This window comes from Pseudomonas sp. RC3H12 (assembly GCF_018596375.1).
Classification (GTDB): Bacteria; Pseudomonadota; Gammaproteobacteria; order Pseudomonadales; family Pseudomonadaceae; genus Aquipseudomonas.
Genome location: NZ_CP075595.1, coordinates 5,422,860 through 5,449,504 on the forward strand (window position 1 = coordinate 5,422,860; position 26,645 = coordinate 5,449,504).

Consider the following 26,645-nt stretch of genomic DNA (forward strand, 5'->3'; position numbering starts at 1 on the left):
AGGGAATTCCTGGATGCGGTAAAGTCATTACCTATCTGCTTTGGAGATAGGATAGGGATGACTGAACACTGGAGCCTTGAACAACTTCGCTTGTTCGTGCGGACCGCCGAACTCCGTTCGTTTTCCGCCGTGGCCCGAGAGCAGCACAAGGCCCAGTCGGCGATCAGCAGCGCCATCGCCTTGCTCGAGGCGGACCTGGGCGTGACCCTTTTCGAGCGCAGCAGCGGGCGCCAGCCACGCCTGACCGAAAGCGGCACCGCGCTGCTGGAGGACGCCCGCGAGCTGTTGCGCCAGTGCGAGCGTCTGGACGGTCGGGCACTCGCGTTGATGCGTGGCCAGGAAGCGCTGTTGCGGGTGGCCCAGGACGAGGCCATGCCCTACCAGCCGGTGATCGACAGCCTCGACGAGCTGGCGGTGCGCTACCCCTTCCTGGAGGTGCAACTGGCCAGCGGCGCCCAGGGCGATGTGGCGCGCAAGCTGGTGGAGCGGCGCGCCGACCTGGGGTTGTTCTTTCACCATGAAAGCATTCCCGCCTCGTTGGAGCGACGCGCCCTGGGCAGCGTCGAGATGGTCACGGTGTGTGCCATCGACCACCCGCTGGCACACTTGGCCAAGGTCAGCCGCCAACAACTGGCCCGCCATCGCCAGTTGCTGATCACCCCGCAGCAGAGCGGCTACCCCGGCGGCGAGGCGATCAGCCCGCAGATCTGGCGTGCCGACAGCTTCTATGCCATGGCCGAATTGCTGATGCGCGGCCTGGGCTGGGCCTGGCTGCCGCGTCATGTGGTGCAGTACCCCACCTACCAGGCGCAGATGGTCGAGCTGGACAGCGAATGGCGCCCGCCGGCGCTGGTGGCGGAACTGGCCTGGCGCCGTGACGAGCCCTTGGGCCCTGCGGCGCAGTGGCTGGCCGAGCGCTTCGCCGTGCACCTGCGGGCCATTGGCTGACAGGCCTTTTCATCCAGTTCCTAGTAAACTCCGCCGTCATGAACAGAACCCTCTATACCCTGCTTTTCCATCTGGGCCTGCCGCTGGTCGCGCTGCGCCTGTTCCTGCGCGGGCGCAAGGCGCCGGCCTACCGTGCGCGTATTGCCGAGCGCTTCGCTTGTGGCTTGCCACCCATGCGTCAGGGTGGCATCTGGGTGCATGCGGTCTCGGTGGGTGAGAGCATCGCTGCCGCGCCGATGGTGCGGGCCCTGCTCAAGCAGTACCCGGACCTGCCGGTCACGCTCACCTGCATGACCCCGACCGGCTCAGAGCGCATCCGTGCGATGTTCGAGGGCGAGCCACGGGTGCAGCACTGCTACCTGCCTTACGACCTGCCGTGGGCGGCCGGGCGGTTCCTCGACCATGTGCGCCCGCGCCTGGGCATCATCATGGAAACCGAGCTGTGGCCGAACCACATCCACCAGTGCGCCAGGCGCGGCATTCCGGTGGCGCTGGCCAATGCGAGGCTGTCCGAGCGCTCGGCGCGTGGTTATGCCCGTTTTGCCGGCCTGACCCGGCCGATGCTCGAGGAGATGAACCTGATCGCCGTGCAGACCGAAACCGAGGCGGAGCGTTTCTGCGCGCTCGGTGCACGCCACGAATGCGTGCAGGTGACCGGTTCGATCAAGTTTGACCTCACGATCGACGATCAACTGCTGCCACGGGCCTGCGCATTGCGCGAGCAGTGGGCTGCCCGGCAGCGCCCGGTGTGGATCGCCGCCAGTACCCACGATGGCGAAGACGCGTTGATTCTCGAGGCTCATCGTGAGCTGCTGAAGGTACACAGCGATGCGCTGCTGATCCTGGTGCCGCGCCATCCCGAGCGCTTCGCGGCGGTGCATGAGCTGTGCGCCGGACAGTTCTCCACGGTGCGCCGCTCGGCCGGTGACGCGGTCACGGCGCAGACCCAGGTGCTGCTGGGCGACACCATGGGCGAACTGCTGTTTCTGTATGCACTGGCCGATATCGCTTTCGTAGGCGGCAGCCTGGTCCCCACGGGCGGTCACAACCCGTTGGAACCGGCGGCGCTGGCACTGCCGGTGCTCATGGGACCGCATGTGTTCAACTTCCTCGAGATCAGCGCGATGCTGCGCGAGGCGGGGGCGTTGCAGCAGGTGGACGATGCCGAGGGCCTGGCCGCGGCGGTGCGCCGCTTGGTCGAGCTGCCGCAGGACGCGCGGCGCATGGGCGAGGCGGGCAGGGCGGTGATGCGGGCCAATCAGGGGGCGTTGCAGCGGTTGCTCGATGGGCTGGCGCGCCTGCTGAGCTGATGATGAGCCTGTAGGCGCGGTTGTGGTGGGAGCGGGGCAAGCCCGCTCCCACGAAGCCCGCCCTACAGGTAGTGTGTTGCCTTCAAGGCCGGCGTTCGAAGTTCTTCGCCGCCGCCGCTGCCAGGTCCGGTGGCAGGAAATCCTTGTCCGGGTTGTAGTCGGCCTTCAGGTACCGCCCCAGGTCCTGCAGGTCCTGCGGGCTCAAGGTGCCGGCCGCCTGCTTGAGGCGCAGGTTGTCGAGGATGTAGTCGTAGCGGCTGTTGTTGTAGTCGCGCACCGAGGTGTACAGCTGGCGTTGCGCATCGAGCACGTCGACGATGTTGCGGGTGCCGACCTGGTAGCCGATCTCGGTGGCCTCCAGTGCGCTCTGGTTGGAGATGATCGACTGCTTGCGCGCCTGTACCTGTTCCACGTCGGTGTTCACCGCACGGTGCAGATTACGCGTGTTCTCCACCACCTGGCGGCGCAGGCTTTCGCGCTGCTGCTCGCTCTGGGTCAGGCGCGCATAGGCCTCGCGTACCTGGGAGCTGGTCAACCCGCCGCTGTAGATCGGAATGTTCAGTTGCAGGCCGACGCTGGTCTGCTCCACGTCACCGCCGTAGCGCACGCCGTTCTGCGAAGGGTTGGTGAACCCCAGGTTGTCGTTGTCGCCCTTCTGGTACTTGGCCACGGCATCCAGGGTTGGTGCATGGCCCGCTTTGCGTTGGCGCACGGTCTCTTCGGCGGCCGCCACGGCATGGTTGGTGGCCTGCAGGTTGAGGTTCTGCCGCCCGGCGGTCTCGACCCAGGCCTTGGCGTCGTTGGGCGTCGGCACTTGCACCGGCAGGGTGTGGACCACGCCCTGGATCGCGCTGTATTGGCGGTTGGTCAAGGTGATCAGGGCCTCGAAGGCATCCTGCACCTGGCGCTCGGCGATGATCCGGTTGGCCCGCGCCGTGTCATAGCTGGCCTGTGACTGCAGCACATCCGTCTTGTCCGAAAGGCCGACATCGAAGCGCTCGTTGGACTGGTCGAGCTGGCGCTTGAAGGCCGCCTCTTCAGCCTTGGTCGAGGCCAGGTTGTCCTGGGCACGGAGCACCGCGAAGTAGTTCTCGGCGCTTTGCAGGATCAGGTTCTGCTCGGTGGCCGACAGTTCCAGCGCGGCCTGCTCGTTGACCGCTTCGGCAGCCTGCAGCTGGAACCAGCGGTCGGCGCGGAAGATCGGCTGCGCTAGGGTGGCGCTCCAGGCATTGCCGCTGCGGTTGGAGGTGATCGACGGCTCGTCGAGCTTAGTGCGGGTATTCATCATCTCGGCGCCGGCCGAAAGGTTGGGCAGCAAACCGGCGCGGGCCTGGGGCACCACTTCGCGGCGGGCGCCGTAGTCGGCGCGGGCGGCTGCCAGGTCGGCGTTATTGTCCACCGCTTCCTGGTAGACGCTGACCAGGTCGGTCTTCACCGTCGTGGGCGTATCCACTGCCCAGGCCACTCCGTTGGACGCACAAGACACGGCAATCGCCAGTGAGAGTTTGCGCAGCATAGGGCAATCCTTGATCAAGATGTATTTACTGTACTGTCTGGTATCGAGCACGCCAGTGTAGTGCCGTGCGTCGCCATCAACAATCCGCCAGGTGTGCCATTTATCACGCCAGGGATTTACCCGCTTGGCTTTGCCGACCACTCCAGTCTAGACTGCGCAGGTTCTTGTCGGGGTGCCTTGATGCAAAGGCTGAGATCGCAAAGTTGCGGATCCCGTTGAACCTGATCAGGTTAGCGCCTGCGTAGGGAACAAGATTGCTCTCATGTCCCGGGAGCCTCTTGTGCCAGGTCCGGGATCGCCACAGCTGCTTGCAGCCCACGGCACCCCTTGTCCGGCACTGCACTCGTCGACACGGGTGCGTCCGCGCCTTTCAGGTTCACCCCGACATTCCGCCCGCTAGGAAGCTGTCTGGAGAGCCTGTGATGAGCAAACAAGAAAAAACGATCAGTCTGAGCGAGTCGGCCCAAGTCGACCAACAGTCCGTGCAACCGCTGCCCAACTCGCGCAAGGTCTATGTCGAAGGTTCGCGCCCCGATATCCGCGTGCCCATGCGCGAGATCAGCCTGCATGACACCCCCACCGACTTCGGCGGCGAAAAGAACGCCCCGGTGCTGGTGTATGACACCTCCGGCCCGTACACCGACCCCAATGTCATCATCGACGTGCGCAAGGGCCTGGGCGATGTGCGCTCGGCGTGGATCGACGCCCGTGGCGACACCGAGCGTCTGGGTGGCCTGAGCTCGAACTTCGGCCAGCAGCGCCTGAACGACGCCGAGCTGGCCAAGCTGCGCTTCGCCCACGTGCGCAACCCGCGCCGGGCCAGGGCCGGCGCCAACGTCACGCAGATGCACTACGCGCGCCAGGGCATCATCACCGCCGAGATGGAATACGTTGCCATCCGCGAGAACATGAAGCTGCAGGAAGCCCGCGCCGCCGGCCTGTTGAGCCAGCAGCACGCCGGCCACAGCTTCGGTGCCAGTATCCCGAAAGAGATCACCCCCGAGTTCGTGCGCGAAGAGATCGCCCGCGGTCGCGCGATCATCCCGGCCAACATCAACCACACCGAGCTGGAGCCGATGATCATCGGCCGCAACTTCCTGGTGAAGATCAACGGCAACATCGGCAACAGCGCCCTGGGTTCCTCCATCGAGGAAGAAGTGGCCAAGCTGACCTGGGGCATCCGCTGGGGTTCGGACACGGTCATGGACCTGTCCACCGGCAAGCACATCCATGAAACCCGCGAGTGGATCATACGCAACTCGCCGGTGCCGATCGGTACCGTGCCGATCTACCAGGCCCTGGAAAAGGTCAATGGCGTTGCCGAGGACCTGACCTGGGAGCTGTTCCGTGACACCCTGATCGAACAGGCCGAGCAGGGCGTGGACTACTTCACCATCCACGCCGGCGTCTTGCTGCGCTATGTGCCGCTGACCGCCAAGCGTGTCACCGGCATCGTCAGCCGTGGCGGCTCGATCATGGCCAAGTGGTGCCTGGCGCACCACAAGGAAAACTTCCTGTACACGCACTTCGACGAGATCTGCGAAATCATGAAGGCCTACGACGTCAGCTTCTCGCTGGGCGATGGCCTGCGCCCGGGCTCGATCGCCGACGCCAACGACGCCGCGCAGTTCGGTGAGCTGGAAACCCTCGGCGAGCTGACCAAGATCGCCTGGAAGCACGACGTGCAGTGCATGATCGAAGGCCCTGGCCACGTGCCGATGCAGCTGATCAAGGAGAACATGGACAAGCAGCTCGAATGCTGCGACGAAGCGCCGTTCTACACCCTTGGCCCGCTGACCACCGACATCGCCCCTGGCTACGACCACATCACCTCAGGGATAGGCGCGGCGATGATCGGCTGGTTCGGTTGCGCCATGCTCTGCTATGTCACGCCCAAGGAGCACCTGGGCCTGCCGAACAAGGATGACGTCAAGACCGGCATCATCACCTACAAGATCGCCGCGCATGCCGCCGACCTTGCCAAGGGCCACCCGGGCGCGCAGATCCGTGACAACGCACTGTCCAAGGCGCGCTTCGAGTTCCGCTGGGAGGACCAGTTCAACCTGGGCCTGGACCCGGACACCGCCCGTGCGTTCCACGACGAGACGCTGCCCAAGGAATCGGCCAAGGTCGCCCACTTCTGCTCGATGTGCGGGCCGAAGTTCTGCTCGATGAAGATCACCCAGGAAGTGCGTGAGTACGCGGCCAAGATCGAGACCGTCGACGTGACAGTCGAACAGGGCATGCGCGAGCAGGCCGAGCGGTTCCGCCAGGAAGGCAGCCAGTTGTACCAGAAAGTTTGACGCGTTAGCTGTAACGCAGCGTGGGAGCGGGCTTGCCCCGCGATGGCAATGTTGGATTCAACGACGCCATCGCGGGGCAAGCCCGCTCCCACGTTTCGGCTCAACATCTTCAGGCAACCGGATAACAATCATGACCACTCCCAGCCACTTCTCTCCCGACCACCCGGTCCCCTCCCACCATCGCCAGTTCGGCGCCCGCGACCTGTTTTCGCTGTGGTTTTCCCTCGGCATCGGCCTGATGGTCCTGCAGGTCGGCAGCCTGTTGGCGCCGGGCCTGGGGCTGGCGGGCTCGATCCTGGCGATCACCCTGGGCACGGCGGTAGGGGTATTGCTGCTGGCCGCGGTGGGGGTGATCGGTAGTGATACCGGCCTGTCGGCCATGGCGACCCTGCGCCTCACGCTTGGTAGCCATGGTGCGCGCCTGCCGGCCTTGCTCAACCTGCTGCAACTGGTGGGCTGGGGTTCGTTCGAGATCATCGTCATGCGTGATGCCGCCAGCCTACTTGGCGCGCGTGCGTTCGGCGAGGGCAGCGGCTGGAGCAGCCCGCTGCTGTGGACCTTGTGCTTTGGCGCCTTGGCTACTCTGCTGGCGGTCAGCGGGCCGCTGGCGTTCGTGCGCAAGGTCTTGCGCAAATGGGGGATCTGGCTGCTGCTGGGCGCCTGCGCCTGGTTGACCTGGAACCTGTTCGCCAAGGCCGACCTGGCCGACTTGTGGCGCCGGCCTGGGGACGGTTCGCTGTCCCTGGCACTGGGTTTCGACATCGTGATCGCCATGCCGCTGTCGTGGCTGCCGCTGATCGCCGACTATTCACGCTTTGGCCTGCGCGCCAGCCGGGTGTTCGGCGGTACCGCGCTGGGCTTCTTCATTGGCAATGCCTGGCTGATGAGCCTGGGTGTGGCCTACACCTTGGCGTTCGCGCCCAGCGGTGAGGTGAATGCTCTGCTGTTGGCACTGGCCGGTGCCGGGCTGGGCATTCCGTTGCTGCTGATCCTGCTGGACGAGACGGAAAACGCCTTTGCCGATATCCACTCGGCGGCGGTGTCCACCGGCCTGCTGCTGAAAATGAAGGTCGAGCACCTGGCCCTGGCCATCGGCGTGCTGTGCACGCTGATCGCCTTGCTGGCGCCGCTGGCCCAGTACCAGAACTTCCTGTTGCTGATCGGCTCGGTGTTCGCGCCGCTGTTCGGCGTGGTGCTGGTGGATCACTTCGTGATTCGCCGCCGTCGCTTGCCAGCGCTGGTTGAGGGTTTGCACTGGCAGGCGCTGCTGGCCTGGGGCGCGGGAGTGGCGGCCTATCACCTGATGGCCAGCCAGGCGCCGGAGCTGGGGGCGACCCTGCCGGCACTGTTGCTGGCAGGGGTACTGCATTTGCTGCTATCGCTCAGCCGCGTCCGGGAAACAGCTCGGGCTTGATCACGCCATTGAGGCGCGGGTAGGGGATCTTCAGCTCGACGTGGCCCATGGAGTAGGGCGCGATGGAGTAGACCTCGTACTTGATCACCACCGCGCCGTAGGTCAGGGCGATGTGCGGGGATTGCTTGAACGGCCAGGTCTTGACGAACTCGGGGTCCTTGTCCATGCCGGTGCTGATCAGCCAGGCGCGGTGGGACTCCTCGGCGGTCTTCCAGAAGGTCGCCTCCTGGCCGGGCACTAGCATGTCGTCCAGGGTCAGTACCTTGTCCAGCTTGCGTGAATAGTTGATGAAGCCGCGCCCAGGCATGCCGTGGGCACCGCCGCTGTCCAGGTAGCTGGACAGCTCCACGATCACCAGCCCGTCATGCTGCTCGCGTACCTTGGCTTGCAGGTAGCTGCTGTTGCGCTTGTCGGCGCGGGCCAGGTACTGCTGTTCATAGGCTTGCAGCGAGGCCGGCGGGGTGCCGCGCTGGTTGTCCTCGGTCAACATCAGCAGGCGCTTCTCGACGATGCCGTCGAGCTTGGGCAGGGCCGGGAAGTGCACGACGTCGATGTTGACCAGCGGGCAGTCGCTTTCGCTGCAGCCGGGTTTTACGTGCTCCCAGGCCTCGCGCTTGACCTCGAGCGGGGCCCGGTAATTGGGCGTGAACAGGCTCTGGCAGGCGCCGAGCGCCAGTGCCAGGACGGCCACGGAAGTCAGTTTGACAAGCGTCATGTTGCCTCTTTCACAACGGTGATGATCGGCCTTGGACCGCCTGCGCGGCCTTCAGTTCGCCACTAAGCTAACAGAGAGTGACACGCCTGTCCCGGCTGCCCGAACGGTCGACGGAAAGGGATGAAACCGGGCCGTGCGCAGAGTAGGATTGCGCGATGCGGTAAACGAGGCATGAGGAGTTTGCATGACGGACACGCACAATACAGTGCCTACCCAAGTCGAGATCGCTCGGCGGGAGCCGCTGTTCAAGGGCTTTTACAAGCTCGACAAGCTTCACCTGCGCCACGAACTGTTCGCCGGGGGCATGAGCCGCGAGTTCACCCGTGAACTGTTCGTGCGCCATGACGCGGTCTGCGTGCTGCCCTACGATCCTCAGCGCGACGAAGTGGTGCTGATCGAGCAGTTTCGCGTTGGTGCCATGGGCAAGGTCGCCAACCCCTGGCTGATCGAGATGGTCGCCGGGCTGATCGACAAGGACGAGCAACCCGAACAGGTCGCCCATCGCGAAGCGGAGGAAGAAGCAGGCCTGACCTTCTCGGCGCTGTGGCCGATGACCAAGTACTTCCCGTCACCGGGCGGCAGCGACGAGTACGTCCACCTGTTCCTGGGCCGTTGCGTCAGCGAGGGTGCCGGTGGCCTGCATGGCCTGGAAGAGGAAAGCGAAGACATTCGCGTGCGCGTCTGGGCGTTCGAGGACGCCCTGCAGGCGGTGCGCGACGGGCGTATCTGCAACGCCGCCGCGATCATCGGGTTGCAATGGCTGGCGCTGAACCGTGACGAAGTACGAGGTATGTGGAAGTGAACCTGCTGCGCGAGCGCTATCGAGTCGACCTGGTCGGGCTGCAGTCGGCCTGCGAGGCCAACTATGCCCGCCTGATGCGCCTGTTGCCCGACATGCGCACCACGCAGAGCTCGCGGCGCATCGGCATGACCCAGGGCGACCAGATGCTCGGCGTGCTGGTGCTTGAAGTGCTATTGGCCTGCCCCTACACCACCACGCTCAAGGTGCGCCAGGAGCACAGCCTGCCCTGGCTGCCGGTGCCAGAGCTGGAAGTGCAGGTCTACCATGACGCGCGCATGGCCGAGGTGGTCAGTGCCGAGCATGCGCGTCGCCTGCGCAGCATCTACCCCTATCCCAACACGGCTATGCACCAGCCGGACGAGAAGGCCCAGCTCAATCTGTTCCTCGGTGAATGGCTGAGCCACTGCCTGGCCTGTGGCCACGAACTGGCAGCCGTGCGCTGAAATGTGATGCGCGTCGGTTTCGAGTATTTGCTCGAAAGCGATCCGCCGCCATAATCCGTGCTGAATCCGTTCGAGGAGACGGCCGTTGCCGCAACCACTTTCACCCCCGTCACCTGTCCATGTGGTGCAACTGACCGATGCCCATCTGTTTGCCGACCCGGCGGGCACCTTGTTGGGCCTCAATACCCGCGCAAGCCTCGGACACGTGATTGGCCAGGTTCGCCGCGAACAGCCGCGCATCGACCTGCTGCTGTGCACGGGCGATCTTTCCCAGGATGCCAGCGTCGAATCCTACGCGGCTTTTCGCGAGCTGACGTCGACGCTCGGCGCGCCAGCGCGCTGGCTGCCGGGTAACCATGACGAGGCGCGGGTCATGGCCGAGGTGGCGCCGGAACTGGTGCAGGCAGTGACCGATATCGGCGCCTGGCGCATCGTCATGCTCGACTCGGCAGTGGTCGGTGCCACCTTCGGTCTGTTGGCCGATGACCAGCTGGTGGTGCTGGACCAGGCGCTGAACGGTGCGGGCGAGCGCCATTGCCTGGTGTGCTGCCATCACCAACCGGTGGATATCGGTTGTGCCTGGATCGCGCCGATCGGGCTGCATAATGCCGATGAGCTGTTGCGGCGTCTGCGCAGTTATCCACAGGTGAAGGCGCTGATGTGGGGGCATATCCACCAGGAATGGGACGAAGTGCGTGACGGCATTCGTTTACTTGCCACACCGTCGACCTGCATCCAGTTCGCGCCGCGCAGCGAGGATTTCAAGGTGAGCGAGGAGCAGCCGGGTTACCGCTGGCTTCGTCTGCATGCCGACGGGCGGTTGGAGACCGGGGTGGTGCGGGCGCGGGATTTCGTGGTGACGCTGGATTTCGACAGCCCCGGCTATTGAGAGGCCGCTGTGCGGCCCTTGGGAGCTGGCCTGCCAGCGAAAGGGGCGCAGAGCGCCCCCGGTCATTTGAAGAATTTGTTGCGAAAATCCCCACGCTGCGCCAATGCCCCTCGAACACGCTACACTGCGCGTCTTTGCGTCCGGGGGCAGCATGTCGGGTTCCATCCTCTATATCCATGGCTTCAACAGCTCGCCGCTGTCGACCAAGGCACGCCAGCTCGAAGCGGTGATGCAGCAGCTCGGCTTGGCCGAGCAACTGCGGGTCCCGGCCCTGCACCACCATCCACGCCAGGCCATCGCCCAACTGGAGACGGCGATCGCCGAGCTCGGCGCGCCCTTGCTGGTCGGCAGCTCACTCGGCGGCTACTATGCCACCCACCTGTCCGAGCGACACGGGCTCAAGGCGCTGTTGATCAACCCGGCAGTGGCCCCCCACAAGCTGTTCGACGGCTACCTCGGCACCCAGCGCAACCTCTATACCGACGAAGCCTGGGAGCTCACCCACGACCACGTGGACGCCCTGGCCGAGCTGGAAGTGCCGGCGCCGCAGGATGCCGCCCGCTATCAAGTGTGGTTGCAGACCGCCGATGAAACCCTGGACTATCGCCAGGCCGAGCGCTACTACCGCGCCTGCGCCCTGCGTATCCAGGCCGGTGGCGACCACAGTTACCAGGGCTTCGCCGAACAGTTGCCGGCCCTGCTGGCGTTCGCCGGCATTGCCCGCGGGCAGTACGCGGCGCTGGACTTTTCTGTATTTTGACTTTTGCATTCACCAGACTGACGACGAGAACCCATGGCCAATCCCAGCGCTAGCGCCTATAACGCAGACGCCATCGAAGTCCTCTCGGGCCTTGACCCGGTCCGCAAGCGGCCGGGCATGTACACCGACACCAGCCGGCCCAACCACCTGGCCCAGGAAGTCATCGACAACAGCGTCGACGAAGCCCTGGCTGGCCACGCCCGGTCGGTGCAGGTCGTTCTGCACGCCGATCACTCGCTGGAAGTCAGCGACGATGGCCGCGGCATGCCGGTGGACATCCACCCCGAAGAGGGCGTTTCCGGTGTCGAGCTGATCCTTACCAAGCTGCACGCCGGCGGCAAGTTCTCCAACAAGAACTACCAGTTCTCCGGCGGCCTGCACGGCGTCGGCATCTCGGTGGTAAACGCCCTGTCGAGCCAGGTACGCGTGCGCGTCAAGCGCGACGGCAACGAGTACCAGATGACCTTCGCCGACGGCTTCAAGGCCAGCGAGCTGGAGGTGGTCGGCACCGTCGGCAAGCGCAACACCGGCACCAGCGTGTACTTCAGCCCCGATCCGAAGTATTTCGATTCGCCGAAGTTCTCCATCAGCCGCCTCAAGCACGTGCTCAAGGCCAAGGCCGTATTGTGCCCGGGGCTGTCCATCAGCTTCGAGGACAAGGGCACCGGCGAGAAGGTCGAGTGGCACTACGAGGACGGTCTGCGCTCCTACCTGGTCGATTCGGTCAGCGAGTTCCAGCGCCTGCCAGACGAGCCGTTCTGCGGCAGCCTGGCGGGTAACAAGGAGGCCGTGGACTGGGCCCTGTTGTGGCTGCCGGAAGGTGGCGACAGCATCCAGGAAAGCTACGTCAACCTGATCCCCACCGCCCAGGGCGGCACCCACGTCAACGGCCTGCGCCAGGGCCTGCTGGACGCCATGCGCGAGTTCTGCGAGTTCCGCAACCTGCTGCCGCGCGGGGTCAAGCTGGCTCCCGAGGACGTCTGGGAGCGCATCAGCTTCGTGCTGTCGATGAAGATGCAGGAGCCGCAGTTCTCCGGCCAGACCAAGGAGCGCCTGTCGTCCCGCGAGGCGGCCGCTTTCGTCTCTGGCGTGGTCAAGGACGCCTTCAGCCTGTGGCTCAATGCCCACCCCGAACTGGGCATGCAACTGGCGGAACTGGCCATCAGCAATGCTGGCCGGCGCCTGAAGGCGAGCAAGAAGGTCGAGCGCAAGCGCATCACCCAGGGGCCGGCGTTGCCCGGCAAGCTGGCTGATTGTGCCGGCCAGGACCCGATGCGCGCCGAGCTGTTCCTGGTCGAGGGTGACTCGGCAGGGGGCTCGGCCAAGCAGGCGCGGGACAAGGAGTTCCAGGCCATCCTGCCGCTGCGCGGCAAGATCCTCAACACCTGGGAGGTCGATGGCGGTGAAGTCCTGGCCAGCCAGGAAGTGCACAACATCGCCGTGGCCATCGGCGTAGACCCGGGCGCAGCCGACCTTTCGCAGCTGCGCTACGGCAAGGTCTGCATCCTCGCCGACGCCGACTCCGACGGCCTGCACATCGCCACACTGCTGTGCGCGCTGTTCGTCCAGCATTTCCGCCCGCTGGTCGAGGCCGGGCATGTCTACGTGGCCATGCCGCCGCTGTACCGCATCGACCTGGGCAAGGAGATCTACTACGCCCTGGACGAAGCCGAGCGCGACGGCATTCTCGACCGCCTGGTCGCCGAGAAAAAGCGCGGCAAGCCGCAGGTCACCCGATTCAAGGGCCTGGGCGAGATGAACCCGCCGCAACTGCGCGAAACCACCATGGACCCGAACACCCGGCGCCTGGTCCAGCTCACCCTGGACGATGTACAGGGCACCACCGAGATCATGGACATGCTGTTGGCCAAGAAGCGTGCGGGCGATCGCAAGAGCTGGCTGGAGACCAAAGGCAACCTGGCCGAGGTCCTGGTTTGATTCGTCCGTTGCTCCTGGCCTGCCTGGCGTTATTCGCCCTGCAGGCCCAGGCCGGCGACTGGCCGCAGCTCAAGCTCAGCGCCGAGCATGTGGTCGATGGCATGCGCGGCGGCAACCTGTCGGGCCTGGCTTGGTGCCGTGGGGCGCTGTGGGCGGTGTCCGACCGCGATGACGACCGTATCTACCGCCTGGACCAGGATGAGGCGACCTGGCAGGCCCTGCCGCAGACTTTCACCCCGCCCCCCGCGCCCGATACCGGCCTGCCCTGGGGGCTCAAGTCGCGCAACTGGGCGGCGTCCTACATCCGCGGCGGCGAGCTGGATTTCGAGGGCATCACCTGCGATCAGGCCGGCAACCTCTACATCGTCAGCGAGGCCCACGCCGCCGTGCTGCAGTTGCCCGTGGACGGTGAGCCGGACTGGCTGAAAATCGACCAGGCCATGGTGCGCCAAGCGCGGGCCAGCGGCATGTTGCTGCATTTCAACGCACTGTTCGAGGGGCTGGCGATCAACCCGGCGGGCGATCGCCTGTGGCTGGCCGCCGAGCGCGAGCGCCGTGGCCTGCTCGCGGTGCAGCGCCAGCAATCGGTGTGGACCTGCGGGCGCGGCTGCGTACTGCTCAGCGAGGCGGGTGTCGAGATGCAGCCGCCGCAATTCCCCGAGGCACGCCCGGTATCACGTGACTTTGCCGACCTGGCCTGGTTCGAAGGCAAGCTGTTCACCCTCGAGCGCAATGCCTACCGCATTTGCCGACGGGATGCCGACACGGGCGCCGTGGAGCGCTGCTGGTCGTTCGCCGCCGAGGCCCTGATGGAGTCGCGGCGCTACTCGCAGCCTTACGGCCTGGCTGAGGCGCTGGTGATCGACAAGGGCGGTGCCTGGATCGGCGTGGACAACAATGACCGCCCGCGGGTGGATGGTGAAACACGGCCGATCGTCTGGCGCTTTGACGCGCCGCAGGGCGGCTGGAGCGCCAAGCCATGAGCCAGCCACCGGGCAAGCGCGCGGGCAGGGTGTTGATGATTGTCGCCTGGGCGGCGGCGATGTTCCTCGCCACGCGTTTTTTCGGCCAGTGGGAAGAACGTCAGCAGAATCCCAACAGCGTGGTGCAGAGCGAGCAGGGCGATGGCTTCGTCGAGGTGCGCCTGCTGAGCAACGGCCAGGGCCATTTCGTCGCCGATGGCGCGATCAATGGGCGACCGGTGCATTTCATGCTCGACACCGGCGCCACCGACGTGGCGGTCCCCGAGGCACTGGCCCGCGACCTGGAGCTGGCGCGTGGCGCCGCGGTGCAGTTGAGCACCGCCAATGGCCGAACCCAAGGCTACCGCACGCGGCTCGACAGCCTGCAACTGGGCGATATCCACCTGCGCGACGTGCGCGCGCTGGTGGTGCCCGGCCTGGATGGCCAGGGCGTGCTGCTGGGCATGAGTGCCCTGAAACAACTTGAATTTACCCAGCGCGGCGGCACCATGCTGTTGCGCCAGAACCTGAAATGACGAGGCCCGCATGAGCGACTCACTCGAACTCAGTCTCGACGGCGTCGAACGCCGTTCCCTGGCTGACTTCACCGAACAGGCCTACCTCAACTACTCCATGTACGTGATCATGGACCGCGCCCTGCCGCACATCGGCGACGGCCTCAAGCCGGTCCAGCGACGCATCGTCTATGCCATGAGCGAGTTGGGGCTCGATGCCGACTCCAAGCACAAGAAATCGGCGCGTACCGTCGGTGACGTGCTTGGCAAGTTCCACCCCCACGGCGACTCGGCGTGCTACGAGGCCATGGTGCTGATGGCCCAGCCGTTCAGCTACCGCTACACCCTGGTCGACGGCCAGGGCAACTGGGGTGCGCCGGACGATCCGAAGTCGTTCGCCGCCATGCGTTATACCGAGGCGCGGCTGTCGCGCTATTCCGAAGTGCTGCTCGGCGAGCTGGGTCAGGGCACCGTGGATTGGGTACCGAACTTCGACGGCACCCTGCAGGAGCCGGCCGTGCTGCCCGCGCGCCTGCCGAACATCCTGCTCAACGGCACCACCGGCATCGCCGTGGGCATGGCCACCGACGTGCCGCCGCACAACCTGCGCGAAGTGGCCAGCGCCTGCGTGCGACTGCTCGACGAGCCCAAGGCCACTATCGAGCAGCTTTGCGAGCATATCCAGGGCCCGGACTACCCGACTGAAGCCGAGATCGTCACCCCGCGCGCCGACATCCAGAAGATCTACGAGAGCGGCAAAGGCTCGATCCGCATGCGCGCGGTGTACCGCATCGAGGATGGCGACATCGTCGTTACCGCGCTGCCGCACCAGGTTTCCGGGGCCAAGGTGCTCGAGCAGATCGCCGCGCAGATGCAGGCCAAGAAGCTGCCGATGGTCGCCGACCTGCGCGACGAGTCGGATCACGAGAACCCGTGCCGCATCGTGATCATCCCGCGCTCGAACCGCGTGGATGCCGCCGAACTCATGCAGCACCTGTTCGCCACCACCGATCTGGAAAGCACCTACCGGGTCAACGTCAACATCATTGGCCTCGACGGTCGCCCGCAGCTGAAGAACCTGCGGGCGTTGCTGCTGGAGTGGCTGGAGTACCGCATCGGTACCGTGCGGCGTCGCCTACAGCATCGCCTGGACAAGGTCGAGAAGCGCTTGCACCTGTTGGAAGGCTTGCTCACCGCGTTCCTCAACCTGGATGAAGTGATCCACATCATCCGCACCGAGGAGCATCCCAAGCAGGCCCTGATCGCCCGCTTCGACCTGACCGAGATCCAGGCCGACTACATCCTCGAGACCCGCCTGCGTCAACTGGCGCGTCTGGAAGAGATGAAGATCCGCGGCGAGCAGGACGAGCTGCTCAAGGAACAGAAGCAACTGCAAGCGCTGCTGGGCAGCGACACCAAGCTGCGCAAGCTGGTGCGCAGCGAGCTGATCAAGGACGCCGAGACCTACGGCGACGACCGCCGCTCGCCGATCGTCGAGCGGGCCGAGGCCAAGGCCCTGTCGGAAAACGAACTGATGCCGACCGAGCCGGTTACCGTGGTGCTTTCGGAGAAGGGCTGGGTGCGTTGTGCCAAGGGCCACGATATCGATGCCACGGGCCTTTCGTACAAGGCTGGCGACGGCTTCAAGGCCGCCGCCGCCGGACGTTCCAATCAGTTTGCCGTGCTCATCGACTCCACCGGTCGCAGCTACTCGCTGGCCGCCCATAGTCTGCCGTCGGCCCGTGGCCAGGGCGAGCCCTTGACCGGCCGCCTGACCCCGCCACCGGGCGCCACCTTCGAATGCGTGCTGCTGCCGGAAGACGATGCCTTGTACGTCGTGGCCTCCGACGCCGGCTACGGCTTCGTGGTCAAGGGCGAGGACCTGCAGGCCAAGAACAAGGCCGGCAAGGGCCTGCTCAGCCTGCCCAACGGCGCCAAGGTGATGACCCCGCGCCCGGTGACCGATCGTGAGCAGGACTGGCTCGCCGCGGTGACCACCGAGGGCCGTCTGCTGGTGTTCAAGGTGGCCGACCTGCCGCAGCTGGGTAAAGGCAAGGGCAACAAGATCATCGGCGTGCCGGGTGACCGGGTGGCCAGCCGCGAGGAATACGTGACCGATCTTGCGGTGATCAGCGAGGGCTCCACCCTTGTATTGCAAGCTGGCAAGCGTACCCTTTCGCTCAAGCCCGATGATCTCGAGCACTACAAAGGCGAGCGGGGGCGCCGTGGTAGCAAATTGCCACGTGGTTTCCAGCGCGTCGACGGGCTGCTGGTAGAAACCCCCGCGTGAATGGATGGGCCGTCTGTTGCGGCGTTTTCAACGCCGCTTCGGGCGGAAATGCTGGAGTCGAGCGGCTATTTCGCGGATGATAGGGCCCTCGTTGGCGCCGGCGTGGCCGAGTGCCCGGATGAATCTACATGAGTATCACTGCGGTCAGTCTGGTGACGACCGCCTGGATGGGATGAATGAAATTTCTGCGCCTTCCATTTGCGCTGCTGATGACTGGCCTGCTGGGCCTGAGCGGGTGCAGCATGCACCAGCCGGTTGCCCTGTATCAGCTCGACAGCGGTGATCCCGGCCAGCCGACCCAGGCTGCGGGCATGGCGGTGGTGCTTGGCCCGGTATCGGTGGCCGACTACCTGCAACGTGAAACCTTTTTGCAGCGTCAGACCGATGGCAGCCTGACCGCGGCGACCGACGGTCGCTGGGCTGGCAGCCTTTCGTCGGATATCGACCAGTTGCTGGTACGCCAGCTGGCCTGGCGCCTGGACAGCCAACGCGTGGTGCTGGCGCCGGCAAGTGCCGGCTTCACGCCGGACGTGCAGGTGTTGCTGTCAATCACCCGCCTGGACTCGGGCAAGAACCAGCCGGCGATCCTCGATGCGCAGTGGCGCGTGCTGGATCGCCGTGGCCAGGTGCGTGACAACCGTATCGTCCACCTCGAGCAGCCCCATGCGGGTAGTGAGTCGGCGCAGGTGCAAGCCCAGGGGCAGCTGCTGCAGAAACTGGTCGAACAGCTGAGCACCACGGTCAAGCCGCTGGCCAACCAGCCGGCCATCGCCGAGGAAGCGCCACGCAAGCCGGCCGCGCCGGTGCAGGTGAAGAAAGAGCCGGAGAAACCAAAGATTCCGATGGCTTCACCGATTCGTACCGATATGGAAGTGTTCCGCTTCTGATATGACAGGCATGAAAAAGCCCGCAGCGATGCGGGCTTTTTTGTGGGTGTCGCCATGTGATCGGGACGGCGTGGGAGTGGGCTTGCCCCACGATAGGGCTCGCCAAGACAGCAACATTGCCTGCCCCGACGTTATCGCAGGGCAAGCCCGCTCCCACGCAGGCCTTGAATCAGAGTTGGCTCAGGCGCGGCGCTCGTGCATCCGCGCCAGTTGGCGCTCCAGCATGGACGGGTAAGGCTCCATCAGGCGCTCGACACAGCAGGCGCCCTCCGGACTGGCGATCGGGCGGATGCGCGCGCGCTGGCGCACCAGGGTGTCATCGCTGATGCGGCGCTCGACCAGCAACAGGTTACGGCTGTGCTGCGACAGGGCCAGGGCGTCTTGGGCCTGTTCGGTCATCAGCAAGTCGACCTGATCCATGCCTTGCAGGTCGTCGGCCAGCACCAGGCCCAGCTGCAGTTGCAGGGTGATACCGCTGTCTGCCACCTCGATCTGCAGGGCGTGGCCCAGGGCGCGCAGGAGCTCGCCACAGCAGATGGCATTGGTCAGGTAGTCCTCGCCGCTGTCACGGCTGTGGAACAGCAGCAGGGTGCTGCCATCGTTCAGGGTGTGGACTTCTCCTTCGTACAGCGATGCGGCTTGGTCCAGGCAGTCGCGGTAGCGTTCCAGCAATTCGGTCAGGCGGGTGCGCGGCAGGCGGCGCAGTTGCTCCTGGGAGCCCAGTTGCACGGCCAGCACGGCACTGTGCTGTGGTTCGTCGGACTCGACGATAACGGGTTTGGCCGGGGCGCTTTGCTCATCCAGCAGATCGGCGAAGGCGTCATCGTCATCGTCGTGCTCGGTTGCCTGTGCCGCGACTTTCGTGCGTGGCGCGGCCTTGGGGGCGGGCACCTCATCGAAATCGTCTTCCTGGTCCTCTTCTTCCGGCTCCGGTGGCGGCGGCGGGGCAAGGCGGGCGTGCAGCTGGCGGGCCAGGTCGCCGATCTCGTCCTGGCGGTCGATGCCCGGCGTGTAGGGATGCGGATCACGCAACCAGACGCGCAGTTGCAGCAGCGGGGTGGAGATGAAACGGCCCAGACGCAGGCTGAGGGTCAGCGCCAGGGCCAACAGGATCGCGGCAAGGATGCCCATGCTCTGCAGGCTGATCAGCATCGGTTGCTGGAACTGGCTCATGTCCAGGCTGATGCGCAACTGGCCGGCGGTCACGTCCTGGAAGGTGATCTTTGTCTGGTAGACCCCTTCGGTTTCGCCCAGCAAGCTATTGCGTGGGCGCTGGCCGGCCTCGGCGAGGATGCGGTTGTCCACGCTGTAGATGGCGGCATGGGCCACCAGCGGGTTCTTCACCAGGTTGCCGAGCAGCACGTTGAGGCTGAGGATGTCGTTGGACACCAGCAGCTCGGTGGCCGATGTGGCCGTTTGCGTGGTCAGGCTCTGGCCAACGGCATCGGCCTGCTCGTGCATGGCCTGCTTGAACTGCAAACCCATCACGCAGGCATAGATCACCAGGGCCAGGGCCACCAGGAAGATGTTATGGCTGGCAATGCGCAGGGCCAGGGGGATTCGGCGCTGGCTGAGGGCTCGGTAGATCATCAGGAAGAAGTTATCGGGTTTTACGGGCGTGGGCCGGTTCACAGAGCGCGGCTCTTCATGGCGAGAAAGTTGCTGGGCAGTATAGCGATACGTGTTTTGTCGGCAAAGTAGCGTTGGCGCCCGATGGTCATGGAAAATCGGTAGAATGCGCATTTTTCATCGAGTTGGAGCCCGGTCTTGCGCGAAATCGTCCTGATCAACATCACTGGTGAAGACCGTCCAGGTCTTACCGCGGCCATCACCGGCGTCCTGCTCCAGGGCGGTGTGAACATTCTCGACATCGGCCTTGCGGTCATGCACGGCACGCTGTCGTTCGGCATCCTGGTCGACATTCCCGACAACGAGGTGGCCACCGCGCTGCTGCAGAGCGTACAGGCCAAGGCCCATGAGCTGAACCTGCAGGCGCGCTACACGCCGATCTCCGAGGCCGACTACCAGCACTGGGCCGACAGCCAGGGCGAGGCCCGCCACATCGTCACCCTGCTCAGCCGCCGGGTCACTCCCCAACAGTTGCAGCGGGTCAGCGCCATCATCAGCCAGTACGGCCTGACCATCGAGCGCATCGAGCGCCTGTCGGCCCGCGTGGCGCTGGATGTCCAGACCGAGAAGGGCAAATCCGCGCTGGAAATCTCCGTGCGTGGCGAAGCCAGCGATGCCCAGGCCTTGCGCGCCGACTTCTTCGCCCTGTCCGAAGAGCTCAACATCGACATCGCCTTCCAGCGCGACGACCTGTTCCGCCGCAACCGCCGTCTGGCGGTGTTCGACATGGATTCGACGCTGATCGAGGCTGAAGTCATCGACGAGCTGGCCAAGGCTGCCGGTGTCGGTGAGCAGGTGGCGGCGATCACCGAGCGCGCGATGCGTGGCGAGCTGGATTTCCGGGCCAGCTTCAAAGAGCGCATGGCGCTGCTCAAGGGCCTGGACGTGGGCGTACTGGACCAGATTGGCGCCTCGCTGCGCCTGACCGAGGGCGCCGAGCACCTGTTCGCCGAGCTCAAGCGCCTGGGCTACAAGACTGCGATCCTTTCCGGCGGCTTCTCCTACTTCGCCAAGCAGGTGCAGGCGCGCCTTGGTATCGACTACGTATTCGCCAACGAGCTTGAAGTGGTGGATGGCAAGGTCACCGGCGTGGCCGTCGAGCCGATTGTCGATGCGCAGCGCAAGGCTGATCTGCTGCAGCAACTGGCCGGCGAAGAGGGCCTGCAACTCGAGCAGACCATTGCCGTCGGCGATGGCGCCAACGACCTGCCGATGCTGTCCCTGGCCGGCCTGGGTGTGGCCTTCCGCGCCAAGCCGCTGGTGCGTCAGTCGGCCAAGCAGGCGATCTCGACCCTGGGTCTGGATGGTGTGCTGTACCTGCTCGGCGTACGCGATCGCGAAGCACGCGGTTGATCTTGAGCCCTGGGGCTGCGTTGCAGCCCTTTCGCCGGAAAGCCGGCTCCCACAGAGGTTTGCGTTGTTACTGTGGGAGCCGGCTTGCTGGCGATGGACCGCGTAGCGGTCCCAATGAAAAAGGCCCTGCTGAGCAGGGCCTTTCTTGTTGCAGCAGTCAATCAGGCCTGGGCCGGCTGCGCCAGTAGCTCACCCATGCGCACGGCGGAGCCGGCACCGAGGCTCTCGGCCCACTTCACCTGCTCTGGCCCGAACAGCACGATGGCGGTGGAGCCCAGCTTGAAACGGCCCAGTTCGGCGCCTTTCTCCAGATGGATCGGCGCACGGCTGGCGTCGTCATAGCGGAAGGTCTTCAACTCGCGCTTCGGCGGCGTGACCAGGCCGGCCCAGACGGTCTCGATCGAGGCGACGATCATCGCGCCGACCAGCACCACGGCCATCGGGCCGCGGTCGGTATCGAACAGGCACACCACGCGCTCGTTGCGGGCGAACAGCTCCGGCACGTTCTCCGCGGTGGTCTGATTGACCGAGAACAGACGGCCCGGCACATAGACCATTTCGCGCAGGGTGCCGGCCAGCGGCATGTGCACGCGGTGGTAGTCCTTGGGCGACAGGTAGATGGTGGCAAATTCGCCGCCCATGAACGGCGCGGCCAGGGCCGGGTCGCCGCCCAGCAGCTCCAGGGCGCTGTAGCCGTGGCCTTTGGCCTGGAAGATGCGGCCATGCTCGATCGGGCCGAGCTGGCTGACCGCGCCGTCGGCCGGGCAGAGGATCGCGCCGGGGGTCTCGTCCAGCGGGCGGGCGCCGGGCTTGAGGGCGCGGGTGAAGAAGGCGTTGAAGTGCTCGTAGGCGCTGAGGTCTTCGACCAGTGCCTCGGACATGTTCACCTGGTAGCGCTTGGCGAACCAGGCGGTGAAGGCGTTCTTGAACCAGCGTGCGCGGCACTCGGCGACGCAGCCGGCCAGCCGCGACAGCAGGTGGTGCGGCAGCAGGTACTGGCTGATGATGAACAAGCGGGATTTCATTGAGCGTCCTTAAACTTCGACGGGCGTGTCGGGGTGGTTGCCCCATTCGCCCCAGGAACCGGCATAGCCCTTCACCCGTGGATAGCCGAGGGCCTTGGCCACGAGGTAGGTGAAGCCGGAGCGGTGGTGGGTCTGGCAGTGGGTGATCACTTCCTTGTCGCGGGTGATGCCCAGGTTTTGCAGGACTTCGGCGATGTCCTTGCGGATGCGCAGGTGGTCGTTGAGGTCCATGCCGGCGGTCCACTCGAAGTTGATCGCGCCTGGAATGTGCCCGCCCCTGGCTGCCAGCACCTTCTCGCCGCTGTACTCCAGTGGCCCGCGGGCGTCCCAGATGACCAGGTCGGCGTCGCCCAGGCGGCTCTGCAGGTACTCGCGGGTGGCGGTGGGTTCGCCATGCAGGTGCAGGTTCACCGGGCCGCCGGCGACTTCGGGCGTTTCGGTGGACAGCTTGTCCGCCGGCCAGGCCTGGATGCCACCGTTCAGGTAGTGGTAACCCTTGTGGCCGATGACGTCGAGCAGCCAGATGAAGCGCCCGGCCCAGCCGCCGCCCTCGTCGTCGTAGACCACGTAGACCGCATCGTCGCGGTGGCCGAGTTCACCGAACAGCTTTTCCAGGTCTGCCTGGGCCGGCAGCAGACCGGGGGCCGGGGGCTGGCCCAGCTGGGTGCGTTTCGGGTCGACGAAGCGGGCTCCGGGGATATGCCCGCTGCCATAGCGGTTGGCGCTGGTCAGGTCGACCAGGATCAGCCGTGGCGAATCCAGGCGCGGCAGCAGGTCCTCGGCTTCGATCACCAGGGGCAGGCCGGAAAAGTCAGTCATCCACGTTCTCCAGGGTGGAAAGAGGGGCGATTGTAGCGCAAGGGTCAGGCATTGCGGGTGGCAAACACGGCCAGGGCGCGCTCCACGCATTGCGCGGTCTTGCCGAACGCCTGCACGCTGACGTCGGCCAACGGCTTGCCGTCCTGGTCGGCCACCGCCAGCATCAGCACCTGGTCGCCCACCGCCAGCGAGCGTAGCAGCAGGTGCTCGCTACGGAAGAAGGCGCGCAGCGGTGCCGGCAGCAGGGCGCTGAACTGGGCATGATTGTCGGGCGTCAGGCGCAGTTGCCCGGCTTTGGCCATCAACTTTTGCAACAATTTGTTCTGCACGACGGGCAACGCCATGGCGGCGGCCTCGCGTGGCAGGCCGGCGGTCTGCTGCACGCGCAGGTAGTCGGTGGTCTTGTCCAGGCTCAGCAGCATGATGCGCTGCATGCCGCAGGCCAGCAGGGCGTCGCGGGCCTGGGTGGCCAGGTGCACGGCGTTGCTGAACGGGCTGGGCTGGGCCAGCAGTTCCTGGCACAGCGTACGCCAGCGGCCGAGGTCCTCGGTGCTGGGCGGTGGTGGCGTGAGCATGTCCGGATGCGGCCGGCGCTGGTGCCAGGGCCAGATCAGCGCCTCGGCCGGGTGGAACAGCGCATGCCGGGCGTGGTGGCGGGCACTGGCCGCGGCCTGCTGGTGGACCTGCTGCTGGACATCGTCCAGGGTGGTCTGCAGGTACAGCGCGGTGAGCAGTTGCCAGCGCAGCAGGTGCGGGTTGTCCCAGCCCACCTGGGCGGCCAGGGCAAGGCCGTTGGCCAGCAGCACGGTGTTAGGGGGCTGGTTGAACCAGCGGCGCAGGGCCGGCTCGTCGTCCAGGCGCTGTTGCTGGGCCAGTGGGTCCTGCTCGCGGGCGATGTTCAACACCAGGGCGAGTTGTTCGCGCTCTTCAAGCAGCAGGCGGTAGCCCTGGATGACCCACTCGGGTAGGCGCCAGTGTTCGGCCAGGCTCCGGCACAGTTGCATCAGGCGCACCCCGAACAGTTCCTGCTCGACCACGGCGGCGTCCTCGCCCTTGTGGATGACCCGTAGCTCCCAGGTGTCGAGCAGCTTGGGGTAAGCCAGCGCCAGAGGCCACAGCGGCGAGAGGAACAGCAGGCTGCCCCAGTGAATCTCCTGCCAAAGCCGCGCCAGGCGGCTGGCGAACAGGCCGTTGGCCTGCTGGGTGGCATGCTGGCTGATCAGCAGGAACTGGCGCAGCACCGGCGGGATCTCGTCGGCCGGCAGTGATGGCAGGCGTGCCAGCAGTTGGCTGACGCGGGCCAGGCCAAGGCGGTTGAGGGCAATTTCCAGGCTCTCGGCCGGCTCGGCCTGGCTGGCGTTGGCCGGGTGGTTGGCCTCGCGCAGCACGCAGAGCACCAGCGCGGGGCTGTCCTGCATCAGTTCGGCGATATCGCGCAGGGAGCGACGGCTGTCGTTGATAGCCTGCAGCACGCGATCATGGCTCTCTTTCGGCACCGGTACGCGGACCCCGTCGAGCAGCTTGATCCAGGCCTCTAGACTCGACGGAGCCTGACTTGGCACCTTGGTTTCAATTGGCATATTGACATCAGTCCGAACTGGCTTTTCGCAATGAGTGGCTATAGTCTGGCGCAGTTCTGCCGATAAGTAGAAGAAGAGTTTTCAAGCTTCCGTTCCCTATCCTGACCACGACAGCAAGTGCTTCCAACTTATGGCTAAAATTATCGGCATCATCGTCGTATTCGCGAGCGTGCTCGGCGGCTACGTGCTTTCCCACGGCAAGATCGCGGCACTGATCCAGCCGTTCGAAGTGCTGATCATCGGCGGCGCGGCCTTTGGTGCGTTCCTCCAGGCCAACCCTGGTTACATGACCATGCATGTGATCAAGAAGTCGCTGAAGATGTTCGGCACCCGTTTCACCCACACCTTCTACCTGGAAGTGCTGGGCCTGGTGTACGAGATCCTCAACAAGAGCCGTCGTGAAGGCATGATGGCGATCGAAGGCGACATCGAGGACGCCGCGGCCAGCCCGATCTTCGCCAAGTACCCGGCGGTGCTGGGTGATGAGCGCATGACCGCGTTCATCTGCGATTACCTGCGGATCATGTCCACCGGCAACATGGCGCCCCACGAGCTCGAAGGCCTGTTCGACATGGAGCTGCTGAGCATGAAGGAAGAGCTCGAGCACCCGTCCCACGCAGTGACCGGAATCGCCGACGGCATGCCCGGCTTCGGTATCGTCGCGGCGGTACTGGGTATCGTGGTGACCATGGCCTCGCTGGGTGACGGTGACCAGAAGTCCATCGGCCTGCACGTCGGTGCGGCGTTGGTCGGTACCTTCTTCGGTATTCTTGCAGCCTACGGCTTCTTCGGCCCGTTGGCCAACGCCCTGCGCCATGATGCCAAGGAAGAGTTGAACGTCTACGAGGCGATCAAGGCCTCGCTGGTGGCCTCGGCTTCCGGCATGCCGCCGTCGCTGGCGGTCGAGTTCGGTCGCAAGGTGCTGTACCCGGCGCACCGCCCGAGCTTCGCCGAGCTGGAACAAGCAGTACGCGGTCGCTAAGCCATGGAGAACAATCAGCCCATCATCGTCAAGCGCGTCAAGCGCTTTGGCGACGGCCATCACGGCGGCGCCTGGAAAATCGCCTTCGCCGACTTCGCCACGGCGATGATGGCGTTCTTCCTGGTGCTGTGGTTGCTGTCGACCGCCACGCCTGAGCAGAAGATCGCAATCGCCGGTTACTTCAAGGACCCGATCGGTTTCTCCGAAAGCGGTACGCCCTACATCATCGATCTGGGTGGCTCGCCAGAACTGGCACCGGAAAAGACCATCAACCCGGAAGTGAAGTCTGAACCGACGCCGGATACCAGCCTGCAACTGGACAAGGATCAGGTCGAGACCATGGCCGAGCAGGTCGAGCGCGAGCGCCTCGAGCTGCTGCTGCAGGAGCTGCAGAACAAGGTCGAGGAAAACCCGCAACTGCAGAAGTTCAAGGACCAGATCCTGTTCGAGATCACCCAGGACGGCCTGCGCATCCAGATCATGGATGCCGAGAACCGGCCGATGTTCGACCTGGGCAGCGCACGCCTGCAGCCGTACTTCGAAGACATCCTGCTGGCCATGGCCGACACCATCAAGGCGGTGCCGAACAAGATCAGCATCAGTGGCCATACCGATGCCAAGCCGTACTCCGGTACCGGCGATTTCGGTAACTGGGAGCTGTCGGCCAACCGCGCGAACGCGGCGCGTCGTGCATTGGTCGCTGGAGGCTATCCGGATGAGCAGGTGGCCCGCGTGGTCGGTTATGCTTCGTCGTCGCTGTTCGACCGTGCCAACCCGTTCAACCCGGTCAACCGCCGTATCGACATCATCGTCCTCACCAAGAAGGCGCAGCGCGATATCGAGGGTGAACAGGGCAAGCCGGAGGCTGCGCCGCCTGCCGCTGACACACCGCCTGCGAGCGCAGCGCCAGGTGCAGCCGCGACACCGGGCGATACGCCGATGCAGCCGCGTGAGCTGCGCCAGAAGCTGAACATCTTCGAAGATGGCGTATTGAAGATGGACGAGGCCAAAGACCAGTAAGTAACAGGGGCCGCTTTGCGGCCCCGATGCATTCAGAACCCCCGCCTGATCTTGGCCTTGAGATCGGCATGGAAGAAATCCGCATTGTCCCTGTCCGACACTGCGCCGCCCCCGGCCGGCGAAGCCATGGCCCGGCCAAAGGTCTGTTCGTCATGATAGGCGCGCACGAACAGGTCGATATGCTCTCGTTCCCGCATTACTGGCCACTTGCCCAAGCGCTGCGGCAGGTCAGTCGAGCCAGCATGGTAGAAAGTCACCCGCCGATGCGCCATGGCCGCAGCGCCCAGTAGCCAGGCCGTCCACCAGCCTTCGGCATGGGCCTCGCAGAGCACTCCGATCCAGTGAGTGGCATCGGCCATGTGTTGGCAAAATCTGCCATGCAGGTCGTCGTGGGTCTGCCCTTCACTGTCGAAGGGGACGAGTTGGGTGGAAATGCCTTCTAGTAGCAGACGCTCGTTCAGTATGAAGGCATCGAGCCGTTCGTTCTGGTGGTAACTGATGAATACCGGCATCTGTGCTGCCCTCCCTGATCAATACCGACGACA

The 26,645-nt window shown here is 65.1% G+C and carries 23 protein-coding genes and 1 riboswitch; of the genes, 16 read left to right on the plus strand and 7 right to left on the minus strand.

All coding sequences use genetic code 11. The annotated features are described in order from the left end of the window. Window positions 1-57 precede the first annotated feature (57 nt). Entirely contained in the window at window positions 58-948 is an 891-nt protein-coding gene (locus tag KHO27_RS24595; protein WP_214500915.1) for a LysR family transcriptional regulator, read from the plus strand. A gap of 38 nt (window positions 949-986) precedes the next feature. Next, window positions 987-2,258, plus strand: coding sequence for a lipid IV(A) 3-deoxy-D-manno-octulosonic acid transferase (gene waaA / locus KHO27_RS24600; RefSeq protein ID WP_214500916.1), 1,272 nt, complete (start codon window positions 987-989; stop codon window positions 2,256-2,258). Between the two features lie 82 nt (window positions 2,259-2,340). On the opposite strand, the gene KHO27_RS24605 is transcribed toward waaA, so the two are convergent. Then, window positions 2,341-3,774 carry a TolC family outer membrane protein gene (locus tag KHO27_RS24605; protein WP_023632667.1) on the minus strand — a complete coding sequence of 478 codons (1,434 nt, stop codon included), beginning with the start codon at window positions 3,772-3,774 and terminating at the stop codon, window positions 2,341-2,343. 158 nt (window positions 3,775-3,932) lie between these two features. Next, window positions 3,933-4,039, plus strand: a riboswitch (TPP riboswitch). A gap of 157 nt (window positions 4,040-4,196) precedes the next feature. Here KHO27_RS24605 and thiC point away from each other — a divergent pair. Together thiC and cytX are read left to right on the plus strand one after the other, a co-directional pair. After that, a complete protein-coding gene (gene thiC, locus KHO27_RS24610) occupies window positions 4,197-6,077 on the plus strand; it encodes a phosphomethylpyrimidine synthase ThiC (RefSeq protein WP_110702023.1) in 1,881 nt (626 codons plus the stop codon). Between the two features lie 130 nt (window positions 6,078-6,207). Continuing rightward, complete coding sequence (gene cytX / locus KHO27_RS24615) at window positions 6,208-7,491, plus strand: putative hydroxymethylpyrimidine transporter CytX (RefSeq protein ID WP_214500917.1); 1,284 nt, start codon at window positions 6,208-6,210, stop codon at window positions 7,489-7,491. Here the strand turns inward: cytX and KHO27_RS24620 are convergent. Further along, the gene (locus KHO27_RS24620) at window positions 7,460-8,206 is read right to left on the minus strand and encodes an RsiV family protein (RefSeq protein ID WP_102682182.1); all 747 of its coding nucleotides are present in this window, start codon (window positions 8,204-8,206) and stop codon (window positions 7,460-7,462) included. The two genes, cytX and KHO27_RS24620, sit on opposite strands and share 32 nt — an antisense overlap. A gap of 184 nt (window positions 8,207-8,390) precedes the next feature. Between KHO27_RS24620 and KHO27_RS24625 the strand changes: the two genes are divergently transcribed. The 9 genes from KHO27_RS24625 to KHO27_RS24665 all read left to right on the plus strand — a co-directional run bounded on the left by KHO27_RS24625 (window position 8,391) and on the right by KHO27_RS24665 (window position 17,692). Further along, on the plus strand, window positions 8,391-9,008 hold the full coding sequence (locus tag KHO27_RS24625) for an NUDIX domain-containing protein (protein WP_110702019.1): 618 nt from the start codon (window positions 8,391-8,393) through the stop codon (window positions 9,006-9,008). Further along, window positions 8,999-9,451 (plus strand): DUF1249 domain-containing protein, encoded by a 453-nt coding sequence (locus KHO27_RS24630; RefSeq protein ID WP_110702017.1) that lies wholly within the window; start codon window positions 8,999-9,001, stop codon window positions 9,449-9,451. The genes KHO27_RS24625 and KHO27_RS24630 overlap by 10 nt, the downstream gene beginning before the upstream one ends. Window positions 9,452-9,536: 85 nt before the next feature. After that, complete coding sequence (gene cpdA / locus KHO27_RS24635) at window positions 9,537-10,340, plus strand: 3',5'-cyclic-AMP phosphodiesterase (protein WP_110702015.1); 804 nt, start codon at window positions 9,537-9,539, stop codon at window positions 10,338-10,340. A gap of 151 nt (window positions 10,341-10,491) precedes the next feature. Continuing rightward, window positions 10,492-11,100, plus strand: coding sequence for a YqiA/YcfP family alpha/beta fold hydrolase (locus KHO27_RS24640; protein WP_110702013.1), 609 nt, complete (start codon window positions 10,492-10,494; stop codon window positions 11,098-11,100). Between the two features lie 33 nt (window positions 11,101-11,133). After that, on the plus strand, window positions 11,134-13,038 hold the full coding sequence (gene parE, locus KHO27_RS24645) for a DNA topoisomerase IV subunit B (protein ID WP_023630810.1): 1,905 nt from the start codon (window positions 11,134-11,136) through the stop codon (window positions 13,036-13,038). After that, window positions 13,035-14,021: an esterase-like activity of phytase family protein gene (locus KHO27_RS24650; protein ID WP_198754809.1), complete on the plus strand. Its 987-nt coding sequence runs from the start codon at window positions 13,035-13,037 to the stop codon at window positions 14,019-14,021. Before parE ends, KHO27_RS24650 begins: the two co-directional genes overlap by 4 nt. After that, a complete protein-coding gene (locus tag KHO27_RS24655) occupies window positions 14,018-14,536 on the plus strand; it encodes a retropepsin-like aspartic protease family protein (protein ID WP_102682178.1) in 519 nt (172 codons plus the stop codon). Before KHO27_RS24650 ends, KHO27_RS24655 begins: the two co-directional genes overlap by 4 nt. A gap of 10 nt (window positions 14,537-14,546) precedes the next feature. Then, window positions 14,547-16,805 carry a DNA topoisomerase IV subunit A gene (gene parC / locus KHO27_RS24660; RefSeq protein ID WP_110702009.1) on the plus strand — a complete coding sequence of 753 codons (2,259 nt, stop codon included), beginning with the start codon at window positions 14,547-14,549 and terminating at the stop codon, window positions 16,803-16,805. A 176-nt stretch (window positions 16,806-16,981) separates the two neighbouring features. Then, a complete protein-coding gene (locus KHO27_RS24665; protein WP_038706898.1) occupies window positions 16,982-17,692 on the plus strand; it encodes a PqiC family protein in 711 nt (236 codons plus the stop codon). A gap of 180 nt (window positions 17,693-17,872) precedes the next feature. Here KHO27_RS24665 and KHO27_RS24670 read toward each other — a convergent pair whose 3' ends face one another. Next, window positions 17,873-19,324, minus strand: a complete 1,452-nt coding sequence (locus KHO27_RS24670; protein WP_110702007.1) for a histidine kinase — start codon at window positions 19,322-19,324, stop codon at window positions 17,873-17,875. A 135-nt stretch (window positions 19,325-19,459) separates the two neighbouring features. Here KHO27_RS24670 and serB point away from each other — a divergent pair, with 135 nt between their 5' ends. Continuing rightward, window positions 19,460-20,674 (plus strand): phosphoserine phosphatase SerB, encoded by a 1,215-nt coding sequence (serB, locus tag KHO27_RS24675; protein ID WP_110702005.1) that lies wholly within the window; start codon window positions 19,460-19,462, stop codon window positions 20,672-20,674. A 161-nt stretch (window positions 20,675-20,835) separates the two neighbouring features. Here the strand turns inward: serB and asd are convergent, their stop codons facing one another. The 3 genes from asd to KHO27_RS24690 are packed head-to-tail and all read right to left on the minus strand — an operon-like array spanning window position 20,836 to window position 24,098. Continuing rightward, window positions 20,836-21,699, minus strand: a complete 864-nt coding sequence (gene asd, locus KHO27_RS24680) for an archaetidylserine decarboxylase (RefSeq protein ID WP_214500918.1) — start codon at window positions 21,697-21,699, stop codon at window positions 20,836-20,838. A gap of 9 nt (window positions 21,700-21,708) precedes the next feature. Then, a complete protein-coding gene (locus KHO27_RS24685; RefSeq protein ID WP_110702003.1) occupies window positions 21,709-22,518 on the minus strand; it encodes a rhodanese-like domain-containing protein in 810 nt (269 codons plus the stop codon). A 44-nt stretch (window positions 22,519-22,562) separates the two neighbouring features. Next, complete coding sequence (locus KHO27_RS24690; protein ID WP_110702001.1) at window positions 22,563-24,098, minus strand: HDOD domain-containing protein; 1,536 nt, start codon at window positions 24,096-24,098, stop codon at window positions 22,563-22,565. A gap of 130 nt (window positions 24,099-24,228) precedes the next feature. Between KHO27_RS24690 and motA the strand changes: the two genes are divergently transcribed. Together motA and motB are read left to right on the plus strand one after the other, a co-directional pair. Further along, complete coding sequence (gene motA, locus KHO27_RS24695; protein ID WP_023630652.1) at window positions 24,229-25,080, plus strand: flagellar motor stator protein MotA; 852 nt, start codon at window positions 24,229-24,231, stop codon at window positions 25,078-25,080. A 3-nt stretch (window positions 25,081-25,083) separates the two neighbouring features. Continuing rightward, on the plus strand, window positions 25,084-26,100 hold the full coding sequence (gene motB / locus KHO27_RS24700; RefSeq protein WP_102682172.1) for a flagellar motor protein MotB: 1,017 nt from the start codon (window positions 25,084-25,086) through the stop codon (window positions 26,098-26,100). Window positions 26,101-26,132: 32 nt separating this feature from the next. Here the strand turns inward: motB and KHO27_RS24705 are convergent, their stop codons facing one another. Continuing rightward, window positions 26,133-26,612, minus strand: a complete 480-nt coding sequence (locus KHO27_RS24705; RefSeq protein WP_214500919.1) for a molecular chaperone Tir — start codon at window positions 26,610-26,612, stop codon at window positions 26,133-26,135. Between the last annotated feature and the right edge of the window lie 33 nt (window positions 26,613-26,645).

Excerpts from the sequence above, each read along its gene's own strand:
- cytX (WP_214500917.1), top strand. The coding sequence starts at position 6,208 with ATGACCACTCCCAGCCACTTCTCTCCCGACCACCCGGTCCCCTCCCAC.
- motB (WP_102682172.1), top strand. The coding sequence starts at position 25,084 with ATGGAGAACAATCAGCCCATCATCGTCAAGCGCGTCAAGCGCTTTGGC.
- KHO27_RS24620 (WP_102682182.1), bottom strand. The coding sequence starts at position 8,206 with ATGACGCTTGTCAAACTGACTTCCGTGGCCGTCCTGGCACTGGCGCTC.
- parE (WP_023630810.1), top strand. The coding sequence starts at position 11,134 with ATGGCCAATCCCAGCGCTAGCGCCTATAACGCAGACGCCATCGAAGTC.
- KHO27_RS24640 (WP_110702013.1), top strand. The coding sequence starts at position 10,492 with ATGTCGGGTTCCATCCTCTATATCCATGGCTTCAACAGCTCGCCGCTG.
- asd (WP_214500918.1), bottom strand. The coding sequence starts at position 21,699 with ATGAAATCCCGCTTGTTCATCATCAGCCAGTACCTGCTGCCGCACCAC.
- KHO27_RS24655 (WP_102682178.1), top strand. The coding sequence starts at position 14,018 with ATGAGCCAGCCACCGGGCAAGCGCGCGGGCAGGGTGTTGATGATTGTC.
- KHO27_RS24605 (WP_023632667.1), bottom strand. The coding sequence starts at position 3,774 with ATGCTGCGCAAACTCTCACTGGCGATTGCCGTGTCTTGTGCGTCCAAC.
- KHO27_RS24665 (WP_038706898.1), top strand. The coding sequence starts at position 16,982 with ATGAAATTTCTGCGCCTTCCATTTGCGCTGCTGATGACTGGCCTGCTG.
- parC (WP_110702009.1), top strand. The coding sequence starts at position 14,547 with ATGAGCGACTCACTCGAACTCAGTCTCGACGGCGTCGAACGCCGTTCC.
- KHO27_RS24690 (WP_110702001.1), bottom strand. The coding sequence starts at position 24,098 with ATGCCAATTGAAACCAAGGTGCCAAGTCAGGCTCCGTCGAGTCTAGAG.
- motA (WP_023630652.1), top strand. The coding sequence starts at position 24,229 with ATGGCTAAAATTATCGGCATCATCGTCGTATTCGCGAGCGTGCTCGGC.
- KHO27_RS24625 (WP_110702019.1), top strand. The coding sequence starts at position 8,391 with ATGACGGACACGCACAATACAGTGCCTACCCAAGTCGAGATCGCTCGG.
- KHO27_RS24595 (WP_214500915.1), top strand. The coding sequence starts at position 58 with ATGACTGAACACTGGAGCCTTGAACAACTTCGCTTGTTCGTGCGGACC.
- KHO27_RS24685 (WP_110702003.1), bottom strand. The coding sequence starts at position 22,518 with ATGACTGACTTTTCCGGCCTGCCCCTGGTGATCGAAGCCGAGGACCTG.
- waaA (WP_214500916.1), top strand. The coding sequence starts at position 987 with ATGAACAGAACCCTCTATACCCTGCTTTTCCATCTGGGCCTGCCGCTG.
- thiC (WP_110702023.1), top strand. The coding sequence starts at position 4,197 with ATGAGCAAACAAGAAAAAACGATCAGTCTGAGCGAGTCGGCCCAAGTC.
- KHO27_RS24705 (WP_214500919.1), bottom strand. The coding sequence starts at position 26,612 with ATGCCGGTATTCATCAGTTACCACCAGAACGAACGGCTCGATGCCTTC.